The organism is Candidatus Leptofilum sp., from assembly GCF_965223285.1.
In the GTDB taxonomy this organism is placed as follows: Bacteria; Chloroflexota; Anaerolineae; order Promineifilales; family Promineifilaceae; genus Leptofilum.
The window spans coordinates 1,920,387-1,940,228 of sequence record NZ_OZ244997.1 but is presented as its reverse complement, the minus strand read 5'-3'; the positions used below and the strand labels follow the sequence as shown (position 1 = coordinate 1,940,228).

At 52.1% G+C, this 19,842-nt stretch carries 19 protein-coding genes and 1 pseudogene; 15 read left to right on the top strand and 5 right to left on the bottom strand.

What is annotated here, in order from left to right:
• Positions 1-253 precede the first annotated feature (253 nt).
• The 10 genes from ACOQPU_RS09000 (at position 254) to ACOQPU_RS08955 (ending at position 9,912) form a co-directional block, all read left to right on the top strand.
• Positions 254-1,396 carry an acyl-CoA dehydrogenase family protein gene (locus tag ACOQPU_RS09000; protein ID WP_420644791.1) on the top strand — a complete coding sequence of 381 codons (1,143 nt, stop codon included), beginning with the start codon at positions 254-256 and terminating at the stop codon, positions 1,394-1,396.
• 96 nt (positions 1,397-1,492) lie between these two features.
• Positions 1,493-1,738: a hypothetical protein gene (locus ACOQPU_RS08995; RefSeq protein ID WP_420644790.1), complete on the top strand. Its 246-nt coding sequence runs from the start codon at positions 1,493-1,495 to the stop codon at positions 1,736-1,738.
• 4 nt (positions 1,739-1,742) lie between these two features.
• Entirely contained in the window at positions 1,743-2,657 is a 915-nt protein-coding gene (locus tag ACOQPU_RS08990) for a sulfite exporter TauE/SafE family protein (protein WP_420644789.1), read from the top strand.
• 32 nt (positions 2,658-2,689) lie between these two features.
• Complete coding sequence (locus ACOQPU_RS08985) at positions 2,690-3,508, top strand: universal stress protein (RefSeq protein WP_420644788.1); 819 nt, start codon at positions 2,690-2,692, stop codon at positions 3,506-3,508.
• Between the two features lie 307 nt (positions 3,509-3,815).
• Positions 3,816-4,703: a glucose-1-phosphate thymidylyltransferase RfbA gene (gene rfbA, locus ACOQPU_RS08980; protein WP_420644787.1), complete on the top strand. Its 888-nt coding sequence runs from the start codon at positions 3,816-3,818 to the stop codon at positions 4,701-4,703.
• The gene (locus tag ACOQPU_RS08975) at positions 4,700-5,038 is read left to right on the top strand and encodes a nucleotide pyrophosphohydrolase (RefSeq protein WP_420644786.1); all 339 of its coding nucleotides are present in this window, start codon (positions 4,700-4,702) and stop codon (positions 5,036-5,038) included. The genes rfbA and ACOQPU_RS08975 overlap by 4 nt, the downstream gene beginning before the upstream one ends.
• A 94-nt stretch (positions 5,039-5,132) precedes the next feature.
• The gene (locus ACOQPU_RS08970) at positions 5,133-6,053 is read left to right on the top strand and encodes a MaoC/PaaZ C-terminal domain-containing protein (protein WP_420644785.1); all 921 of its coding nucleotides are present in this window, start codon (positions 5,133-5,135) and stop codon (positions 6,051-6,053) included.
• 77 nt (positions 6,054-6,130) lie between these two features.
• Complete coding sequence (locus tag ACOQPU_RS08965; protein ID WP_420644784.1) at positions 6,131-7,084, top strand: pentapeptide repeat-containing protein; 954 nt, start codon at positions 6,131-6,133, stop codon at positions 7,082-7,084.
• Between the two features lie 192 nt (positions 7,085-7,276).
• Complete coding sequence (locus ACOQPU_RS08960) at positions 7,277-8,539, top strand: aminotransferase class I/II-fold pyridoxal phosphate-dependent enzyme (protein WP_420644783.1); 1,263 nt, start codon at positions 7,277-7,279, stop codon at positions 8,537-8,539.
• A 116-nt stretch (positions 8,540-8,655) separates the two neighbouring features.
• Positions 8,656-9,912 (top strand): hypothetical protein, encoded by a 1,257-nt coding sequence (locus ACOQPU_RS08955; RefSeq protein ID WP_420644782.1) that lies wholly within the window; start codon positions 8,656-8,658, stop codon positions 9,910-9,912.
• 7 nt (positions 9,913-9,919) lie between these two features.
• Here ACOQPU_RS08955 and ACOQPU_RS08950 read toward each other — a convergent pair whose 3' ends face one another.
• Complete coding sequence (locus ACOQPU_RS08950) at positions 9,920-10,759, bottom strand: SDR family NAD(P)-dependent oxidoreductase (protein ID WP_420644781.1); 840 nt, start codon at positions 10,757-10,759, stop codon at positions 9,920-9,922.
• A gap of 122 nt (positions 10,760-10,881) precedes the next feature.
• Between ACOQPU_RS08950 and ACOQPU_RS08945 the strand changes: the two genes are divergently transcribed.
• Positions 10,882-11,484 (top strand): TetR/AcrR family transcriptional regulator, encoded by a 603-nt coding sequence (locus ACOQPU_RS08945; protein ID WP_420644780.1) that lies wholly within the window; start codon positions 10,882-10,884, stop codon positions 11,482-11,484.
• Positions 11,485-11,491: 7 nt separating this feature from the next.
• On the opposite strand, the gene ACOQPU_RS08940 is transcribed toward ACOQPU_RS08945, so the two are convergent.
• From ACOQPU_RS08940 to ACOQPU_RS08930, 3 genes are all read right to left on the bottom strand, one after another.
• Positions 11,492-12,091 (bottom strand): HD domain-containing protein, encoded by a 600-nt coding sequence (locus tag ACOQPU_RS08940; RefSeq protein ID WP_420644779.1) that lies wholly within the window; start codon positions 12,089-12,091, stop codon positions 11,492-11,494.
• An 87-nt stretch (positions 12,092-12,178) separates the two neighbouring features.
• Positions 12,179-14,023, bottom strand: coding sequence for an ATP-binding protein (locus ACOQPU_RS08935; RefSeq protein WP_420644778.1), 1,845 nt, complete (start codon positions 14,021-14,023; stop codon positions 12,179-12,181).
• A gap of 55 nt (positions 14,024-14,078) precedes the next feature.
• On the bottom strand, positions 14,079-14,705 hold the full coding sequence (locus ACOQPU_RS08930; protein WP_420644777.1) for a TetR/AcrR family transcriptional regulator: 627 nt from the start codon (positions 14,703-14,705) through the stop codon (positions 14,079-14,081).
• A gap of 196 nt (positions 14,706-14,901) precedes the next feature.
• Here ACOQPU_RS08930 and ACOQPU_RS08925 point away from each other — a divergent pair, with 196 nt between their 5' ends.
• Positions 14,902-16,356, top strand: coding sequence for a PLP-dependent aminotransferase family protein (locus ACOQPU_RS08925; RefSeq protein ID WP_420644776.1), 1,455 nt, complete (start codon positions 14,902-14,904; stop codon positions 16,354-16,356).
• Positions 16,357-16,536: 180 nt separating this feature from the next.
• Here the strand turns inward: ACOQPU_RS08925 and ACOQPU_RS08920 are convergent, their stop codons facing one another.
• Positions 16,537-17,343, bottom strand: coding sequence for a TrmH family RNA methyltransferase (locus tag ACOQPU_RS08920; protein WP_420644775.1), 807 nt, complete (start codon positions 17,341-17,343; stop codon positions 16,537-16,539).
• Between the two features lie 275 nt (positions 17,344-17,618).
• On the opposite strand from ACOQPU_RS08920, the gene ACOQPU_RS08915 reads away from it, so the two are divergent.
• The 3 genes and pseudogenes from ACOQPU_RS08915 to ACOQPU_RS08905 form a co-directional block, all read left to right on the top strand.
• A complete protein-coding gene (locus ACOQPU_RS08915) occupies positions 17,619-17,870 on the top strand; it encodes a hypothetical protein (protein ID WP_420644774.1) in 252 nt (83 codons plus the stop codon).
• A gap of 136 nt (positions 17,871-18,006) precedes the next feature.
• The gene (locus tag ACOQPU_RS08910; RefSeq protein ID WP_420644773.1) at positions 18,007-19,566 is read left to right on the top strand and encodes a hypothetical protein; all 1,560 of its coding nucleotides are present in this window, start codon (positions 18,007-18,009) and stop codon (positions 19,564-19,566) included.
• Between the two features lie 151 nt (positions 19,567-19,717).
• Positions 19,718-19,837, top strand: a pseudogene (locus ACOQPU_RS08905) (LuxR C-terminal-related transcriptional regulator); the annotation flags it as partial.
• Between the last annotated feature and the right edge of the window lie 5 nt (positions 19,838-19,842).

The window sequence follows — 19,842 nt, the reverse complement described above, 5'->3', positions numbered from 1 at the left end:
GGGTTGACACCAAATGTAAGGGCGGTTCGCGAACCGCCCTTACCCAAATGTGCCGATCGCCCCATGAAATCCCAAAGAACCATAATAATCAGGACTTACGCAGTGAAGACTACAAAAGTCTTGTTCTCTCTGGAATTAACATCATTTGGTCCCAGACTTTTGTAGTCTGGTGAGGGCAAATGCGTAAGTCTTAAGATTAAAAAATCTGCGCCATCTTTGATGAAAACTTATCTTACTACAAGGGGAACCTAATATGAAACGCACCATTTTTGATGATGAACACAATATGTTCCGCGATGCGGTGCGCCGCTTTGTCGAGAATGAAATCGTGCCCTACCATGAACAGTGGGAGCATGATGGCATCGTACCGCGCGATGTCTGGCTGAAGGCTGGCGAACTCGGCTTTTTGTGCATGGATGCGCCCGAAGCGTACGGCGGGCTGGAAATTGAAGATTATCGATACAATGCCATTGTGGTAGAGGAGTTGACCCGCGCTGGAGCTTCTGGCGTTGGTTTTGGCCTGCACAATGATGTGAACATGCCCTACTTCCTCAAATACACCACCGAGGCGCAAAAGCAGCGTTGGCTGCCCAAAATGCTTTCTGGCGAGATGATTACGGCCATTGCCATGACCGAGCCGGGGGCTGGCAGTGATTTGAAGGGTGTGCGCACAACGGCCGTTCGCCAAGGCGATCATTACGTCGTCAACGGTCAAAAAACATTCATCACCAATGGCATTCATAGCGACGCTGTCATCACCGTGGTGAAAACCGATCCCGACAAGGGGCATGCTGGCATTAGCCTGTTGGTCATTGAGCGCGGTATGGAGGGATTTGAGCGAGGCCGCAATCTGGAAAAGATTGGGCTAAAGGCACAGGATACGGCCGAACTTTACTTTGACAACGTAAAAGTGCCGGTCGAAAACTTGATGGGCGAAGAGGGCAAAGGCTTTTACTATCTAATGAACTCGTTGCCGCAAGAGCGACTATCTGTGGCGGTGATTGCCGTCGCTGCCTGCGAAGCAGCCCTGGAAATGACCATCAACTATTGTCAGGAGCGCACGGCTTTCGGCCAGCCTATCGGCAAATTCCAAAACAGCCGCTTCAAGCTGGCAGAAATGAAAACCGAAACAGAGATCGCCCGTGTCTTTGTGGATCGCTGCATCATGGAGCTAAACGCTGGGGATCTAACGGCCGAAGAAGCGGCCATGGCCAAATGGTGGACAACGGATCTGCAAGTTCGGGTGATGGACCAATGTTTGCAGCTACACGGCGGTTACGGCTACATGCTGGAATATCCTATCGCCAAGTTTTACCTGGATGCCCGCGTGCAGCCCATCTATGCGGGTACCAACGAGGTGATGAAAGAGATAATCGGCCGTTCGTTAGGATTATAGCTGTACGAATGGCAGCTTCTTCGGGTACAATGCAATTAGGCAAGAGTAAATAGCAATTACGATAAGTACCGTCCTTTCGTAACCAGGGAGTTCCTAATGAATGCACGTACCAAACGATTGCTGCGTAACTTTATTATTGAATTGTTACTGTATGGATTATTGCTAACAGCTTACTTTTTTCTTGTATTGCGACTGCTGGAAGAGCCGTTAGTGAACCTATTTCATCTGGACCCGCTTGTTTATGCGGGGGCGACCCTGCTGCTAATTGTGGCCCAAAGCGTCCTGCTAGAGCGCGTTACCTCTCTTTTAATTGGTTTGCTAGGTTTAGAGAGACAGGAATAAAACAATGGATTTTCCAATTTCCGGCGTGACGATCAGCCCCCTGTTCCTGGTGATTATCGGCTTCTTGGTAGGCATTTTGGGCGGCTTCTTTGGCGTTGGTGGCGGATTTATTGCCAGCCCAATGATGTTTTGGGCCGGCGTCCCTATGAATTTTGTGGTTGGTACCGATCTGGCCCACATGACAGGAAAATCCATTGTCGCAGCGCGGCGTCACCGCACGTTAGGGCATGTAGATGTGAAACTTGGCTTTTTTATGGTTGTGGGAACGATCATTGGGGTAGAAATTGGTGCTCAAATTATCGAGGTTTTAGAAGATGCCGGAAATATCGATCAAGTAATTGGCATAACCTACATCATCATTTTGGTGGGGATTGGTTTGTTTACAGCCTGGGAGAGCCTAAAAGCGATTCGCTTAATGCGTGGCGGCGGTGCCGTAGATCAGCATGGTGATGTTTTGGCTTTCAAAGATTTTGCCAAGCGCGTTCAAAAAATTCATCTACCGCCTATGGTTTCGTTTCCTAACTCTGGCATTGAGGCAATTTCTTTGTGGGTCATTTTGTTTGTGGGGCTAATTACCGGCGTGTTGGCAGGGATGTTAGGTGTTGGCGGCGGTTTCATTAGGATGCCTATGCTGGTTTATTTCATTGGCGTGCCTACCCATGTTGCCGTAGGAACCGATCTTTTTGAAATTGTGATTTCGGCCGGGTTTGGCACGCTTACCCATGCACTAAAAGGGAATGTGGATGTGTTAATGGCCTTGGTGATGCAAACAGGGGCGGCGATTGGGGCTCAGATTGGTGCTGCCGCTACAAGTTACTTTTCTGGCCCACGTATTCGGCTGTTTTTTGCAATGCTGCCTCTAATTGGGGCGTTATTGGTGATTATCCGCTTGCTAGGTGGGGAAATGCCTGCATTTTAGAGTAAGCCATCCGATAGATAGGAGAAACCAGGGTGAACATCTTGCTGTGTGTTGCGGGAATGCCATATGCTGAACAAACTGTTCAGTTTGGCTATTTGATTGCGCGCCTCTTTAAGGCTTCTGTGACGCTGTTCACAGTGGTTGCTGATGAATCTGCCCTGTCGGAGGCACAAACCGTTTTGACTGCTTTGTCTAAGCAGACTGACGTCCAGGTTGTCGATAAGATTGTGCGTTTGGGTGGAACGGCCGTTTCTGAGATTGTCTCTGAGTGTCAAGCAGGAGATTACGGTATGGTGGTCTTGGGAACCCGCTTGATTTCTGGTTTGTTGCCCTTCAAGCGTAGCGGTGTTGCTGCCACCATAACCAAAGAAGTCCCAATTCCTGTGCTGGTTGTGAAGCAATCGCCAGAAAAGCTGCAACGCCTGTTGATTTGCATGAGCGGCCAAGACCAAGAGCCAGTTCTTGTGCAAAAAGTGTTGGAATTGGCTTTGCCCGCGCGGGCTGCCGTCCGTTTGCTGTATGTGGCAGACCCCGTGCCTCATATGTATTCTGGTTTAGAGCAGATGGACGAGACGGCTGACGAACTCTTGCAATCAGGCACTCCCATTGCCGAGCAGTTACAGCAGGCACTAACGCTACTCCATGATGCCTCGGTTGATGCTCAATTGGTTGTGAGACATGGTCTGGTTGCAGACGAAATCTTGACCGAGATTGAGGAAAGTGCTTACGATCTGGTCATTATTGGGGCGTCTGAGCATGAGGCATTTTGGCAGGCATTGGTCATGGGCAGAATATCTCCCTTCGTGGTGGAAAATGCCTCCTGCTCGGTGATGGTGGTTCATCATACGTAGCACACGGCCGTTAGCCAACTTCCCTAAAACCTCGGTGCCGACTTCTTCCACTGGGTACCCAACTATAGCACCACGCCAGACTGTGGCTCCGCGTGGGAAAATCTGGCACTGTTCGACTTTGCAGGCGAAGCTCTCCCCGTTTGGCCAGCATTTGCCCCTTAAGATTCACCTGCAAAATAAACCATAGATTTGATACAATTCAGACAAAACTGGCAGGGGCGAGGCAGGCAGGAATGAGTCAGGCCATAGCAGATGAACATTTCACCATTTGCCTCGTTCCAAACTGTAACAAAGGATAAAAAAATTTATGAAAGGCATCATTCTATCTGGCGGCAGCGGCACACGCCTCTACCCGCTTACCCGTTCCCTCTCCAAGCAAATTCTCCCCCTCTTTAACAAACCGATGATTTACTACCCGCTCTCGGTCTTCATGCTGGCCGACATTCGGGAGATTCTCATCATTTCCACCCCGCATCACATTGAGCTGTATGAAGAACTGTTTGGCGACGGTTCGCGGCTGGGTCTGAAGATTGAGTACGCCGTGCAGCCAGAGCCACGCGGCATTGCCCAAGCGTTTGTCATTGGTGAAGCGTTTATCAATGGCGAGCCATGCGCCCTCATTTTGGGGGATAACTTCCTTTACGGCCCTGGACTTTCTGGCATTTTGCAAAAGGCGGGCAAGCTAGACGATGGCGGGCTGGTCTTTGCCTACTACGTCCGCGATCCGGAGCGGTACGGCGTGGTGGAATTTGATAAAGCGTACAAAGCCATCAGCATTGAGGAAAAGCCAGCGGAGCCAAAATCAAATTATGCCGTTACCGGACTCTATTTTTACGACAAGGATGTGGTGGAGATTGCCAAAAACCTCAAGCCATCGGCCCGGCATGAGTATGAAATTACAGATGTGAATAATGAATATTTGCGGCGGGGCAAGCTAAATGTGCAGCTTTTGGGCCGCGGCTACGCGTGGATGGACACGGGCACGCACGACAGTTTGCTGGAAGCGGGCAACTATGTGCAAACCATCGAGCATCGGCAGGGGCTAAAGGTGGGCTGCGTGGAAGAAATTGCGTACCGCAAGGGGTATATTGGCGCAGCGGAACTGCTGGAGATTGCCTCGGTGTCGCAGAAGAATGAGTATTGCAACTACCTGCGCTGGCTTGCGGAACGGCCGCGTGAGGCAACCAACCTATGAGCGAAATCACCATCCGGCAAATGCAAAAAGCGGTGGACGAGTGGGTGCGGACGATTGGTGTACGGTACTATTCGGAGTTGACAAATACGGCCGTTCTCATGGAAGAAGTGGGCGAAGTAGCCCGCATTATGGCCCGGCAATATGGCGACCAAAGCTTCAAACCGAGCGACGAAACCGTCAACCTGGCCGACGAAATTGCGGACGTTCTCTTTGTGCTGACCTGCATTGCCAACCAGACCGGCATTGATTTAACGGCCGCTTTCCACAAAAACATGGACAAAAAAACTACCCGTGACAAAGATCGCCACGCCAACAATCCCAAGCTGCAATCGTGAGGGAGTTTTTATCAAAGATTTCGCAGATTGAACAGATTTTTTGAAAGGATAGTTAGTAGGGGCGAGGCGATTGGTAGACAGGTTAGGCAAACGAATGACCATTTCCCCAATCGCCTCGCCCAAATATGTTGGAGAACAAGCGATGTCTATTGATTTGGAAAAAGTGTTGGGGCATGAATATAAACCGGCGGAGTATGTTTACACAGAGCGGGATGTTAGTTTGTATGCGCTTTCGGTGGGGGCGGCGGCCGATCCGATGGATGCGGATGAGCTAAAGTTTGTCTATGAGCTGAATAACGACTTTACGCCGTTGCCGACGATGGCCGTGGTGTTTCCTTTTGTGCTGTTCTGGCAAATTACGCAGGTGCCAGGGCTGGAGTTTAACCCAATGATGCTGCTGCACGGTGAGCAATATTTGGAATTGAAACGGCCGTTACCCAACTCAGCCACCATTCACAACTCTGCGAAGATAACGGCCGTTTACGACAAAGGCAAAGGCGCAGTCATCCTCACTGATGTCATTAGCACCGATGGCCAGGGCAACGAAGTCGCCTTCAACCAATCCGCCGTTTACATTCGTGGCGTTGGCGGCTTTGGCGGCGAGCGTGGGCCTTCCACCAGCCAGCAAAACCTGCCCCCCAACCGCCCGCCAGACGCCGTGCATCGCCAGCAAACCCGGCCCGATCAAGCATTGCTCTACCGCCTCAGCTCTGGCGACGGCAACCCGCTGCACGCCGATCCGCAAATGGCAGCGCTCGGCGGCTTCCGCCAGCCTATTTTGCATGGGCTTTGCACCTTCGGTTTTGCGGGTCGCGCCGTGCTGAAGCATTTCGCCAACAACGACCCCGCCCGCTTCAGAAGCATCAAGGTGCGCTTTAGCAAGCACGTCTTCCCCGGCGAAACGATTGTCACCGAAATGTGGCGCGAATCGGACACGCGCACTATCTTCCAGAGCAAAGTGGCCGAGCGGGATGAACTGGTGTTGTCCAATGCGGCCGTTGAACTGCATCCTTAGCAAACCAACCTCCCGGAGGTTTCTATAAGGAGGCAGACACAATAGAAATCTCCGGGAGGCTTCATGAAGGAACTGCCATGCCCAAGAAGAAGCAAATCAATCTTGTTCGCGCCGTTGGCGTTGTCCTGCTGCTGGTCGCCGTCATTGTGGGTGCTAGCGGCTTTTTCAGCCAATATCCCAATGCGAGATTTTCCGACTTTGTTGGCGACTTTTACGCCAACATCTCTGCCGAATTTGCCAGCATTGCCCTTACCGTCCTCATCATTGACTACCTGAACGAGCGGCGGGACGACCAGCGTCGCCGTGAACTGCTGATTCGGCAGTTAGGCAGCACTAGCAACGCCATTGCCCTCCGAGCCGTGGCGGAACTGCGCTCAGACGGTTGGCTCTCTGACGGCTCATTGCATGCTGCTAGCCTGGTGGAAGCGAACTTGAGCAACGCAATGTTGGCAGGCACCTCACTGGCTGGAGCAGATTTTCAGCGGGCGCAGCTCAACAAGGTAGATTTTAGTGGGGCAGACCTCTCGGGCGTTAATTTTGAAGGGGCAAAAATGGAGAATACCGATTTGCGCGAAGCCAATTTGACCGATGCCCAATTTGCCCGTGCCGATTTAACTGGTGTTAAGCTCACCAATCAAGATTTACGCAACGTCAATTTATTTGGGGCTGAAATCAATCAGGCCAATTTAGATGGCATTAACCTGAGTGAAGCCAAAGTAAATGGCCTGGATATGCGCGGTTCCAGCTTGCGCAAGGCGCAGCTACGCAAGGCAAAGCTACACTTTGTCAATTTGAAGGGGGGTACGCTTAGCGAAGCCAATTTGGAAAAAGCGAACCTGAACGGAGCTAATTTGTCTGGGGCATATCTAAATTGGACCAATTTGCGTGGAGCCTATCTGTTTAATGCGGATATTTCTGGGGCGGATTTGAGCGGCGCGGATTTAACTGGGGCGCGCGTGACACCGGAACAGCTCAGTTCCGCCAAATCGCTTAAAAATGCCACCTTCCCTGATGGCAGCAAAGCGACTTAAAATCTATGCAACAGAGAACACAGAGGATTATGAGACGATAGTTCATTTCTCAGGTTTCTTTTTTTCTATCTTTTTCACAGGGTTTCCGAATTGGGAGCCTGAATTGTTGCACGAACGGCCGTTTATGCTACAAAAGATCATTACCCACACCTGCTGCAATCCCCTTCTCGCACTTAACCTTTTTATGGAGCAATGATGATGGATTCTCTGCAAACTTTACGCAAAAAATATCAGGCTATTCAAGCCATGAACCTCAACCTCAATATGCAGCGCGGCCAACCGTCCGACGCTGATTTCGATTTGTCGAATGGGATGCTCAACATCCTGGCAGAGGGGGATTTGGTGACGCCCAGCGGCATTGCCCTGCGCAATTATCCCGGTGGGCAAGCTGGGTTGCCCGAAGCGCGAGAACTGTTTGCCACTGTGCTAGGCGTTCATCCTGATGAGATGATAGTGGGCAACAATGCCAGCCTGAAGCTGATGAGCAATACATTTATGTGGGCGTTGCTGCGCGGTTTACAGCATAGCGAGGCACCCTGGGTGAGCCAATCTCCAAAAATGATTGTGACCGTGCCGGGATATGATCGCCATTTTTCGCTGCTGGATGCACTTGGTTTTGAATTGCTCACCGTGCCGATGACGCCTGATGGCCCAGACATGGATGCGGTTGAGAAATTAGCTGCCAGCGATCCGGCTATTAAGGGTATCACCTTTGTGCCAACTTACAGCAACCCCACGGGCGACACGGTTTCGGTAGAGACGGTAAAGCGACTGGCTAGTATGAAAACGGCCGCTCCTGATTTCACCATTTTTGCCGACGATGCGTACCGAGTTCATCATCTGGGTGAAGACCGTGACGATCCACCTAACTTGCTACGCGCCTGTGAAGCGGCAGGCAACCCAGACCGTGTTTATCTGTTTGGTTCCACGTCCAAAATTACCTTTGCCGGAGCTGGCATTGGCTTTATGGCGACCAGCCAAGCCAATGTGGCATATTTAACCAAGCTGACGGGTTTCCAATCTATCGGCCCCAACAAAATTGAGCAGTATCGGCATGTCAAGTTCATCAGTAGCTACGCTGATGGTTTGGAAGGGTTGATGCGGGACCATGCGGCTAACTTGCGCCCCAAGTTTGAGGCGGTACAGGAAGTTCTGGCACGGGAGTTGGGTGAGGACGGCCGTTTCGCCACCTGGTCGAAGCCGAAGGGTGGCTACTTTGTTAGCCTGGACACCGCCTGCCCAGTCGCCGACCGCGTGGTGGCACTTGCCAAAGAAGCTGGTGTGGCCCTCACGCCAGCTGGGGCAACTTATCCGCACAAAAAAGACCCTAACAACAGCAACATTCGTCTCTCGCCCAGCCGCCCACCGGTTGATGAAGTTGCGCAAGCAATGGAAGTGGTGGCACTGTGCGTGAAGATTGCGACGTTGGCGTACGATGCGCCGGTAGCTGAGTGATGATAAGTGAAAGTGGCAGGTGGTAACTTGCCACCTGCCACTTGTTACCTCCCATTCCTTAAAATTACCCAAGTCCCACTAGACATAAAGCAAAAAATCCTTACAATGGGGCGCAGATGAGACGATCTCACCTGTTTTTTGGCCTCAGTTTGATTTTATGGAGTTTGTTGATGGGCTGTCAGCTTCAGTTTATGGAGCTGGAGCCGCTGCCTACAAGAGCGGAGGCGTTGGTTCTGCCCATTGATCCCACAACGGGTTCGCCTATTCCGGTTACCTTTACGCCAGTGCCGGAAACGGCCGTTGCCCACACCCAAAACAATCAATCTGGCCTTTTAGACAGCCTGCCAGCTACTAACACCCCGCTGCCCATCCCCACCAACACGCCCGTCACACCGACATCTACACCAACCAATACCGCCACGGCCACACCCTTTGGCACGCCTACGGCCGTCATCAAACCAATTGGGCAGTATAGTTTAAGCGAAGTGATTCCGTATCAGGCATTCCCCGTGCCGCCAGGTAACAACGGCTGGGGGGTGCATTGGATTCCTACCGTCAGCCAAGACCCCGGCGTGGTGGACCACTTTGTGAATGAACTGGTACGAATGCACATCAAATGGGTGGTTTTCTTGAATGAGGGAACCCAAATTGGGGACAATGATTATTTGGTAGAGCGACTGGTTGCCAACGGCATCATGCCCGTAATGCGGCTTTACCGCTCTGGCGTATTGCCCTACGATGGCAATATTGGCCCGATGGTGGCCCATTACCGTGCCAAAGGAGTTTATTACTACCAGCTATACAATGAACCCAATATCAACGTAGAAAATCATCAGGGATTTGCCAATCCTAATCAATATGCCCGCGCCTGGGCAACGGCCGCACGTGAAGTGATTGCCAACGGCGGTTTTCCAGGGCTTGGGGCCTTAAGTCCCGGTGGAGAGTACAACCATTACGACTTTTTGGCGCGAACACTGCAAGCCATCAAATTCAATGGGGATGAGGCATTGCTGAATCGAACCTGGCTGTCGGTGCATAATTATCATGGGGTACGGCCGTATGACGACCCTGACGGCTTTTTACTCTTCCGCAAATATGATGAGATTGTGCAAAGTCACTTGGGGCGGTCGCTGCCCATGATTGGCACCGAGGGTGGCTCTTACAGCAGCGACCGCAATGTGGAGGTGGAGCTAATCCGCTACCAATACACCTACATGCGAGGTGCAGAGCCATACTTCTTAGCCTTTAGCTACTGGCTGTTGGCCAACAGCGCCGGCGGCGCCCACGATAGCACTTGGGAGTGGCAAGCATTTTTCAAACCGGGTTTTGTTCACCCTGCCGTTACCGAATTCTTCTATAAAAATTCTCGCTAAAGTGCCATTAGGCAGTAATTTTCGCAAGTTCCAGGCTGAGTTGCCAAAGCTGGCTGGCTAAGGCATCGTTTCGAGCAACGTCTTCCAAAGGGGTCTCTTCTTTTTCATTGAAATATTTGCCACTTGTTTCCGCCAATTCCGGGGCTGTTGCCAGCCAGACCGGGGCAACGGCACCCTCTGCTGGTTTGGCCCAGCTACGCTTGACCAGCTTCATGAGCCAGCCCAGCGGGCCGCGCATATCGCCCAATTTTGTGTTGATAACGCCGGGATGAACGGCGTTGATAGTGACGCCGCTGCCCTCTAGCTGGGCTGCTTCTAGGGGCAGGCACAGCAGATTGCACAGCTTGGTATTGGCGTAGGTACGAATGGGGTGGAAATCATCCCCGTATGGCGTTTTTTGCAGATCGACACGGCCGTTTACATACAAACCTGCGCTAATGTTCACAATGCGGGCGGCTGCGCTGGCCTGAAGTCGTTCCCGTAAAAGCTGGTTGAGCATAAATGGCGCCAAATGGTTTACCATGAAGCCCGTTTCCAAACCGTCTTCGTTGAGGCGTTTTTTGGTTGGCCAAACCCCGGCATTGTTGATAAGCACGTGGATGTGCGGGTAGCTGTCGAGCAGGGTGTAGGCCAATGCGTGTGTTCCAGCTATGCTGCCCACATCGCCCAGCACCAGATCAATGTTTGCTTGGGGAACGGCGCGTTGAACTTCTTGAACGGCCGTTTCACCCCGAATTTTATCTCGACTTACCATGACGACCCGTGCTTGCTTTTGCGCCAAGGCCTGCACAATCGCTTTGCCAATGCCGGCATTGCCGCCCGTTACCACACAGACTTGTCCTTTCATTCGGTTGGCCTCCAAAGTTGCCTGTGGCAGCCTAAGTTGTTAGACTGCCAACTGTGTAAGATGAAAATCGTTCTAGAGGAATATTCTAGAATAATATTCTAGATTTATCAAGAAAGAAGGCAATGAGCAAGAAAATCAGACAAACGGCAACGGCCGTACGACGGGCAGCTATCCTAGCGGCAACGCTGGAGTTGGTTGGTGAAAAGGGGGTAACGGCCGTAACCATGAGCGATATTTGCGCACGCTCCGGGGCGAGTGTGGGCAGCGTTTATCACCACTTCAAAGACCGGGAAGGGGTGCTGTACGGTCTCTACAAGGATTGTTTTGACGACTGTTTTAGCCAGCTAAGAACGGCCGTTGTAGCCACCACAGAAGCGAAAAGCGGCATCAAAACGTTGGTGCATACCTATCTGGATTGGGTCGCTGCGAATCCGGTGCGGGCAGCTTTTATTTACGAAGCATCGCAAGGTACCCTGCTGCGCAGCTACCAGGCGGATATTCTTGCTTTCAAGGGCGCGTTTTATGCAGATATTTTTGCCTGGATGTTGCCGTTTGTAGAAAGTGGGGAGCTGTTGCGGCTGCCGCCCTGGGCTTACGATGCCATCATTATGGGGCCAGCCCATGAATTTGCCCGTCGCTGGCTGGGGGGCATGCAGGAATTAGCGTTTGAAGAAGCGAAAAATATTATCGCTACGGCCGTTTGGCGGGCAGTCAGTCTCTCTTGACGATCATCTAACCGAGTAAATCATCCCCAGCTAGTTCAGCTTCCAGCCGATCCAGCAGTTGATTGAACCGTTTTAATCGCTTCTTGGCTGCTTTTTGGGCGGGTTTGGTATGCATACTGGCCACTGTCTTGGGCAGCCAGGATTGATTGGCACGGGCATTGTTGATGAGTTCCTGAGTAGTACGGCCGTTTCCCTTCATGATGGTTACCGGCATAAAATGAAACAGCGACGTTAGCCCCATTTTAGCTAATTTGTCTGCATCCCACAGCACCTGCGCTTCTAAGTTTTTAAGCGGTTTGCGCCGCCACAGCCCCATGTGTGAGCGAATGCAGCGAGCCACATGCCCAATCTTCTTTTTGGGGAAATCGGTGGTAGGCAAGATTTCGTGGGCAAATTTAGCACCTTCTTGTGGATGTTTGGGGCCAACGTCTTTGCGAATGTCGTGTAGCCAAGCGGCTGCTTCAACCACTTCGGCATCGGCTCCGGTGAGTTCTGCTAATTTAAGGGCCAGGGTAACAACGGCCGTTACATGCTCCCACCGATAGTGAAACAAAGGATCAGCTGCCCCAAAGCGATTCAATGCCTCTTTTTGAGTTGCTTTTTTCATTGCTTTTTGAACTGTTGGGCGCCACGGCTTAACTTTTGGGGAAGATTTCTTTTTGGATTTGGGCATGAAGGAATTTTATCAAGAAGATCACGTTTGGACGAAACCGGGAATGAGAACGGTGAACGTAGTGCCTTCGCCAATCTGGCTTCGCACACGCACCGATCCGCGATGGGCCTCCACGATCTCTTTCACCAGGGTTAACCCCAGCCCTGTGCCCGTATGTCGCCTGTTGGCACCACCTTCAACCTGGTAAAAACGTTCAAAAATGCGATCCAGCTTGTCTTCTGGAATGCCCTCGCCGGTATCTTCAACTTCAATTTGGACATTTTCGCCCTCCGCCATAAGCCGCAAAACAATGCGCCCTCCGGCTGGCGTAAATTTGAAGGCATTGGAGACTAAATTGTCGAAAACGCGGCGCAAATGCGTGCTGTCTCCCCGAATCCAGGGCATATTTTCTTCGATGTCAGATTCAAGCGTAATGCCCAATCCTTCGGCTCGCATCCGGTAATCTGCCAAAAGCGAATAGACGAGCATGATGGTGTCAATTTCTTCACGGCGCAGCTCCTGGGTTTCAGCGGCCAGCAGGGCGGTGAGATCATCCACCAGGTTTGTCAGCATCATCACCCGTCGCATAATAATTTCGGCCGACTGTTTTTGATCGTCGTTTAAGCTGCCTAATCCTTCACTTACAAGCAGCTCTGCGTGGCCATAAATGATGCCCAAGGGCGACCGCAATTCATGCGAAACGCTTTGAGTAAAGGTGTTTTTCATCATGTCTAGCTCTGCTTGCCTGTTGAGGATGGCAGCCATTGCGGCTGCTCGCTGCTGCGTTTCGGCCAGCAGGCGCAAATTTTGGATGGCAATGCCCACCTGTTGCCCAATAGATGCTGCCAGCTCCAAATCACGTTCCCGAAACGAAAGCCTCGATTTGTTCAGGTTAAACAGTGCCAACATACCCAGGCAATTTTCACCTGCTTGCAGCGGCACGCCCAAAAAGGTGAGTACGCCAGCTTCTATCCATTTTTCCATGGCTTCAGGATGCGCAGGATAATCTGAAACAAGAATAGGCTCGCAGGTGTTGACAATTTGCCAGGCAAGGCCGCGCGGGCGTGGTGCTGGCCGCAAATTCATCCAGTTTGGCACATTGTACGGGTAAAAGGTCATGATTTCCCGGTCAATGACAAGGCCGAGCAGGCCACTATCGGCGTGAACAAGTTCGGCTACCATTTGCACCAAAGTGCCTAAAAGAGTAGGCAGATCGTTTGTCGTGTTTAACATCCGGCTAACTTCATTCAGTTTTTGCTCACGGTTTAGGCTTTGCCGCGTTTGGCTGAACAAGTTGATGGTGTTGATGGCAAGGGCAACCATGTGGGCCAGGGTGTGTCCGGCACTAATGAGGGTGCTGTCTAACGGCCGTTTCTCATTCCAGTATAGTGCCATCCCCCCACTTGAATGTCCTTCTTTGCTGATAAGCGGGAAAATAGCTAAGGATTGGACCCTTTCTGCTTTATAATGATCCCACTTGTCGCGGAAAGCAGGATCGTTTTGTGCATCTTCGGTCCAAACAGGTGCAAGGTGGAACAGTTGAGCGTTGCCCGGTGAGTTGCGAAAGGATTGGTTGAGGTGGTCAACGTAAGACTGCGAGAGACCAAATGTATACGGGCAGCTCAGTTCATCAGTTTCTTTGTTGTAGAGGTAGATAGCCAGACGGTCGGCGTGCAGCGTATTTTGCACGGCCGTTTTCACGCGAGGCCATAGCGACTCCAAATCATGAACCGCTAAAAATGATTCTGCTCCCTGCGTGAGTGATTGTAGTTGGGCAATGCTGGTAACGCGGGTAGCGTTATCGAGTAGGTCAGCAGCTTTGGCCTGTTCCCGGCATTGCTCTAACTCGTGGATTAGCTCCTCAGCGGATTTGTGGTGGTCGTTCATTGCGTGATGTTTGTGGTTAATGACTGATCGATATGGTTTGTCGATTACTTGGAGACTACTTGGTTGGCGCACTCTTAAAAGCAACTGCACGCAAACTAAACAGGGTTAAATCCTGAACAACATCCGTTACTGCCTGATCAGGTTCTGGGGTAGCCAGAAGTTGTAAAACAACCTCATCAAAGGCTCCGGCAAACGCTTCGGCAACGCGGCGGCTGTTTTGGTTTGGAATCACGGCATTGTCAATCGCTTGGTCCAACGGCCGTTGCCATAGCCGAATCATTCGCTCCCGAAACGTACTGCGCTTAACTTCCAGAGATGGAATGGCCCCCACGCCCCCAACGAGCAGCAGCTGCACAACCGCTGGTTCGAAAACGGCAATGTTCAAATAGGCCTGAATGCCCCGCGACAGCTGCTGCGCCAGGTCGCTGCGGCTTCTAACGGCCTGGTCAATGGTTTGCAATAGGAAGTCGGCCGTTTCTTCGTAAAGATGTACAAAAAGCGTTTCTTTATCGGGAAAGTAAAAATAGAAGGTGCCAATGGCCACATCAGCGGCTTTGACAATATCCCGCACGGTGGCGGTGTGATATCCGTTTTCAGCAAATACCTGAACGGCCGCTTGCATCATCGCCGTCCGTTTGGCATCTTTTTTCTGGCGGGTTTTTTCACTGCTGCGATAAGCCATAGCCTCTAAAAATTCCTTTACTGTACAATTGCACGATACTGCCCATTTCGATTAGAGTCAATAAGCCTGACTCACACTTAGGTACCTAATGCCCATTCACAAGTAAAATAGGGAATTGGTGAATGGGCTTAAAGTAATCGTTCAGCTCCGAAACTGTTATTTTGTTTTCGAGCGATTACTTACGAGCGACACTTTTATGATTGATCAACATTGGACATTTGATCGGCAGAGCCAGACACCATTATACCTGCAATTGTACCAGCAGCTACGCCAGGCAATATTGCAAGGTGCTTTTGGCCAGCAGCGTCGCCTGCCGCCAGGGCGGCAATTGGCAGAGCGGCTGGGTTTGGCACGGATTACTGTGTCACAGGCATATGATCAGCTTGTGGCCGAAGGGTTTGTGGTGCGGCGGCCAGGGGCTGGTACATTTATTGCGCACCATCTTTCCCTAACAAAAACGAATGTAGAATTGGCACGGCCGTTTCAGCCAACATTGTCACCCTGGGGGCGGCGTGTGGTTGGTACGGCTGTTCCCGCCACGCCAAAACAGCTAAAACCAGAAATTGACTTTGGCTTTGGCCGCGCCTTTCCCCACATCTTCCCCTACGACGTGTGGCGCAAGCTGCTGGCCCGCTACCTTAGCACTGATGATGTGATGCTCTCCCGCTACGGCTCGGTGGCAGGCTTCTTCCCGCTGCGCCAGGCGTTGGCTGATTACCTGACGCGCTGGCGCGGGGTGGTTTGCACGGCTGAACAGATTGTCATTGTGAATGGGGCGCAGCAGGCGTTGGATATTTTGGCGCGACTGCTGCTGGAACCAGGGGAAGCGGTGCTGGTAGAAACACCTGGCTATGCAGACGCAGCCGCGCTTTTTCGGCTGAACGGTGCCAGGCTAACGGCCGTTCCCGTTGATGACGCCGGTTTTTGCGTGGATCAAATTCCTGCTCACAGTCAAGCGCGGCTGGCTTTTGTGACCCCATCCAACCAATTTCCACACGGGGGTACGCTGCCATTGGAACGCCGTATGGCCTTGCTCCACTGGGCGCAGCAGGAAAACGCGCTCATCATTGAGGATGATTATGATGGCGAACTGCGCTACGACGGCCGTCCGTTGGCGGCATTGCAAGGCTTATCGGCCGATGAGCGGGTGATCTATCTGGGCACATTTTCTAAGGTACTGTTTCCTGCCTTGCGGCTTTCTTACGTGGTGTTGCCGTCGGCGTTGGTACGGCCGTTTGTGCAGGCAAAGCAGCTCATCGACAGGGGGGCGCCCACGCTGACGCAGGCTGCCGTAGCAGATTTTATGGTGGAGGGGCATTTTGAGCGGCATTTGCGCCATCTGCGGCAGGCGTACGGCCAGCGGCGGCAAACGTTGGTTACGGCTTTGCAAAATCATTTGAACGGCTTGGTTAAGTATGCCGATGAACCAGCGGGGCTACACGTGATGCTCTATTTGCCAGAGGGGATAGCAGAAACGGCCGTTGTGCAGGCCGCCGCACAGGTTGGGGTAGGTGTTTATGCCGCGGCGCCTTACTTCATGGCGCACCCGTCGCCGCCAGCCATTTTGCTGGGCTTTAGCGGCCTAAGCGAACCGGAGATTGCGGAAGGCGTGGCGCGCTTAGGTGCGGTAATGGGTAAGCTGTTGGGGTAAGAAACGGCCGTTTCATCCCATCTAACCAGCAAGCGACATTCAATCGCTTTTTCCTCCTCCTTCTTAGCAAAGTGCCGCTCTCATCGCGAGAGCGGCATTTTCATTTTGGAAAATAGCCGCGGATTTCACGGATTATCAAGATGAATTTATTCAATCCTAAAAAATCCGCGCAATCCGTGGCTAAGATTTACGCTCAGAGGAACGTTTTAGTTCGTATAGCACAATTGCCGCTGCCGCGTTGACGGAGAAAGAATCGATGCCGGAGGACATGGGAATTGTGACCAAGATATCCAGTTGGTCAATTAGCTCATTCGGTAAACCGAAATATTCGCTACCCATAAATACGGCCGTTCCCCTCAAACCTTGCGCCACATTGGGCAAAGCAATCCCGCCCTCCGCCACGGTGCCAATGGTTTGAATGGACGTTGTCCGCAGTGTAGCGAACAGCTCTGGCAAAGTGGTGGTTACCAGTGGTAGCTTAAAAATGCTGCCCATCGAGGTCCGCACGGCGCGGGGATGGTAAGGATCGCTGCCGCCAGCCGCCACAAACAGGTCTGCGCCCAGCGCATGTGCCGTGCGGATCAGCCCGCCAACGTTGCCGGGGTCCACCACACCTACCGCCACCAGCAAAGTTGGGGCAGAATGCGCAGCTAGCCAGTTGGCCAAGTTGAGCGGTTTGGGCAGAGGGAGTAACCCCAGCAGGCCACCCAGCCTGCGGCCTTGCGTCAGTCGTTCCATTTCGGCGTTGGGGATAGGGTGGATGGGGATGTTTTGCTGGGCGAGCTGGTGGAGAACGGCCGTTTCCCGTTCCCCTGGTTTTTGCCACATAGAGTCTGCAATGAGAACGGCCGTTGGCCACGCGCTAGCCCGGATAGCTCGCTCATGGAGCCGCGTTCCCTCAATAGAGAAGTAGCCAGAAGATGCCCGCCCCTTGGCGGTAGCGGTGCGCTCAATCATCGTGCGGACGGATTGCCACGGTTCGCTCATGTTTCTTGCATTGCTCGCCACTCTGTTTGCATTTACATGCTTAAATCGCAGGAATACGCGATTTAGTCCAATTTGATTGTAACATTAAATTTATGCCCCATCTAAGCCAGCCCTGCCAAAAGTAAGGGATTGCAAGCTAACAGAATACAGACGCAAGCCCACCGTTTGCCAGATGTACCTTGATTCCAAATTTATCATAATGTAGCGTAAAAATGGATAGCTTTGCCTGTTGCCGTTCAAGCTGGCAACGGGAAAGCTGTGAAGCGAGTATTGTAATGAATGTGCGAAATCGACTTGTATTGGTGATTATTGTCATGTTGATGCTAGCTGGATCTGGTACGCTGGTTGCAGCCACCAGTTTGGATTCTGCTGGGCAACCACGCTCTTTGGGGCAAACGGCCGTTCTCACGCTGTTCAATCAATTTGCCGACCCAGATTGCTCACCCGCTGGAGAAACGTTCCAGCAGCTAACGTTTGACATGGCCCAACCCGTGCCTGATTGCTGGATGCTAACAGGCACAAAGTAGAAATGTAATGAACGCGAAAATGAATAGAAAACAGTTAAATCTTAAACCAATGAGCCAATTAATCTGGCTTTTACTGATCTTATCGGTTTTGGTGGCGTGTCGTCCCGCTGTCGGAGAAAGTGAACAGCCAACTCTTATGCCAACGATGGTTGCTGTTTACCCAACACCGACGCTGACAACAGAAACGGCCGTTCCCAAAACCGTCACCCCCCAACCGACAGAGATGGCTACGGAGGTTGCCACCGCCATCCCGACGGTGTTTCCAACCGTTACGGCTCCGCCACAACCAACGGCAACGGCCGAACCAATGAGTATCGTCTTTGATCCGGGTGCGATTTCCAAGATGATTCATCGCACGCTGTCCGTGGGCACCGATGATGAATTTACCTTTTGGGCAGCCGCTGGGCAATTTACTGAAATTTCAATCAGCTCTAGCAACAACAGTGCCAACTTTTCGCTTGTTGGCCTGGCCGATGGCCTACCATACAAGCGGTTTGTAAACGAAGACCGTACCTGGGCAGATGCCTTACAAAGTACAGGCGATTATCGCCTGACGGTAACCAGCCTGAACCGCCCGATTGAGTATACGTTGACCGTTACCATTTATCCGCTGGAGCTGGCTTTGCCCCAAACCTTGCCTGAATTGGCGGAATGGATTGGCCAGCAACGGCAGAACGGTACGCCCGCGGCCGACGTACAGGAAACGTTGGCTGCTAACGGCTGGTTGGCCGATTGGCAAGCGTTTGATCTGGATGGCGACGAGGCTGTGGAGTGGATTGTCGTTTTGCAAGAAGCGACGGGCTCTGTGTATGGGCCGGAAGGGGATATGGTGATTGTGAACCAGAATGGCCTGCTTTACCGCCATTACGCCAGGTTTGCCAAAGAAGGCTATCGCCTGCCCGAAATTCAGCAAATTGTGGATTTGACGGGTGATGGCCTGCCAGAAGTGACGGTTATGAAGCTATTTTGCGGAGCGCACACCTGCACCCATTTTTACGATATTGTAGGTGCGCCTGCTGGGGCAGTGCAATCGCTGGTGCCTTTGGCCGCAGGTTCCGCCAGCCCGGCCATTGCCATGATGAGCAGTGATGTACGGTTTGAAGATTGGAGCGGCAACGGCCGTCTCGAACTCATTCAGCATGGTGGGTTCATTAGCTCCGTTGGGGCAGGCCCATATCAACGCGGCTACACCGAAGTGTGGGCGTGGCAGCCAGCGCAGAATCAGTTTGGCCTGATCGAAACGTTTCTAGACCCATCCAATTACCGCTTCCATCTGCTTTATGAAGCAAATGATGCGTTCGCGGCTGGGGAATACGAAACTGCCATTGCCAAATATACAGAAGTCGTTGAAAACCCGAATCTGGATGATGGCCTGGGGCTGACCTTGCCAGAAAGCACATACGATCCAAGTCGTCAATTCGCAGCTTTCCGCTTGATGCTGACGTACCTGCTGTTGGATGATATGGATAATGCCCAGGTTTGGTCTGGCTGGCTGTACAGCAACTATCCAAATGGACACATCACCGATGGCGTCATTGCGTTTTGGGAAGATTACAACTTTAACCAAAGCGTATCGCTGGCGTGTACGGCCGTTACCAACATCTTAAACACATTCCCCAACCCAACCGGCTCACTGGCAGATTTGGGCTACGCGCTACCTAGCCTCAACGCCGAATCGGTTTGCCCGATCAATTAACTTCAATTAACTGGTCGTAGGGGCGGTTCGCGAACCGCCCCTACAAAAGTATTGGGCATCTGCAAAAAGCCAGTGTATGCTTAACGCATGACCACCCCAAGTCCTGCCAAACTGGAAGCGATTCTGCGCCAGCAGGAAACGCTGCGCCACAGCCTCGCTCCACCTCACAGAGGGCACCGTCAAAGGGTACGTCAGCACCATTTTGGGGAAGCTCCAGGTGGCCGATCGCACTCAGGCTGCCCTCTACGCTGTTAAGCATGGTGTGGAATAATCAGA

What these genes read in the sequence shown, in the direction of transcription:
- ACOQPU_RS08970 (WP_420644785.1), top strand. Translation starts at nt 5,133, where the DNA reads ATGACCATTTCCCCAATCGCCTCGCCCAAATATGTTGGAGAACAAGCG.
- ACOQPU_RS08990 (WP_420644789.1), top strand. Translation starts at nt 1,743, where the DNA reads ATGGATTTTCCAATTTCCGGCGTGACGATCAGCCCCCTGTTCCTGGTG.
- ACOQPU_RS08935 (WP_420644778.1), bottom strand. Translation starts at nt 14,023, where the DNA reads ATGAACGACCACCACAAATCCGCTGAGGAGCTAATCCACGAGTTAGAG.
- ACOQPU_RS08920 (WP_420644775.1), bottom strand. Translation starts at nt 17,343, where the DNA reads ATGAGCGAACCGTGGCAATCCGTCCGCACGATGATTGAGCGCACCGCT.
- ACOQPU_RS08960 (WP_420644783.1), top strand. Translation starts at nt 7,277, where the DNA reads ATGATGATGGATTCTCTGCAAACTTTACGCAAAAAATATCAGGCTATT.
- ACOQPU_RS08915 (WP_420644774.1), top strand. Translation starts at nt 17,619, where the DNA reads ATGAATGTGCGAAATCGACTTGTATTGGTGATTATTGTCATGTTGATG.
- ACOQPU_RS08955 (WP_420644782.1), top strand. Translation starts at nt 8,656, where the DNA reads ATGAGACGATCTCACCTGTTTTTTGGCCTCAGTTTGATTTTATGGAGT.
- rfbA (WP_420644787.1), top strand. Translation starts at nt 3,816, where the DNA reads ATGAAAGGCATCATTCTATCTGGCGGCAGCGGCACACGCCTCTACCCG.
- ACOQPU_RS08975 (WP_420644786.1), top strand. Translation starts at nt 4,700, where the DNA reads ATGAGCGAAATCACCATCCGGCAAATGCAAAAAGCGGTGGACGAGTGG.
- ACOQPU_RS08945 (WP_420644780.1), top strand. Translation starts at nt 10,882, where the DNA reads ATGAGCAAGAAAATCAGACAAACGGCAACGGCCGTACGACGGGCAGCT.
- ACOQPU_RS08965 (WP_420644784.1), top strand. Translation starts at nt 6,131, where the DNA reads ATGCCCAAGAAGAAGCAAATCAATCTTGTTCGCGCCGTTGGCGTTGTC.
- ACOQPU_RS08930 (WP_420644777.1), bottom strand. Translation starts at nt 14,705, where the DNA reads ATGGCTTATCGCAGCAGTGAAAAAACCCGCCAGAAAAAAGATGCCAAA.
- ACOQPU_RS09000 (WP_420644791.1), top strand. Translation starts at nt 254, where the DNA reads ATGAAACGCACCATTTTTGATGATGAACACAATATGTTCCGCGATGCG.
- ACOQPU_RS08995 (WP_420644790.1), top strand. Translation starts at nt 1,493, where the DNA reads ATGAATGCACGTACCAAACGATTGCTGCGTAACTTTATTATTGAATTG.
- ACOQPU_RS08940 (WP_420644779.1), bottom strand. Translation starts at nt 12,091, where the DNA reads ATGAAAAAAGCAACTCAAAAAGAGGCATTGAATCGCTTTGGGGCAGCT.
- ACOQPU_RS08910 (WP_420644773.1), top strand. Translation starts at nt 18,007, where the DNA reads ATGCCAACGATGGTTGCTGTTTACCCAACACCGACGCTGACAACAGAA.
- ACOQPU_RS08950 (WP_420644781.1), bottom strand. Translation starts at nt 10,759, where the DNA reads ATGAAAGGACAAGTCTGTGTGGTAACGGGCGGCAATGCCGGCATTGGC.
- ACOQPU_RS08925 (WP_420644776.1), top strand. Translation starts at nt 14,902, where the DNA reads ATGATTGATCAACATTGGACATTTGATCGGCAGAGCCAGACACCATTA.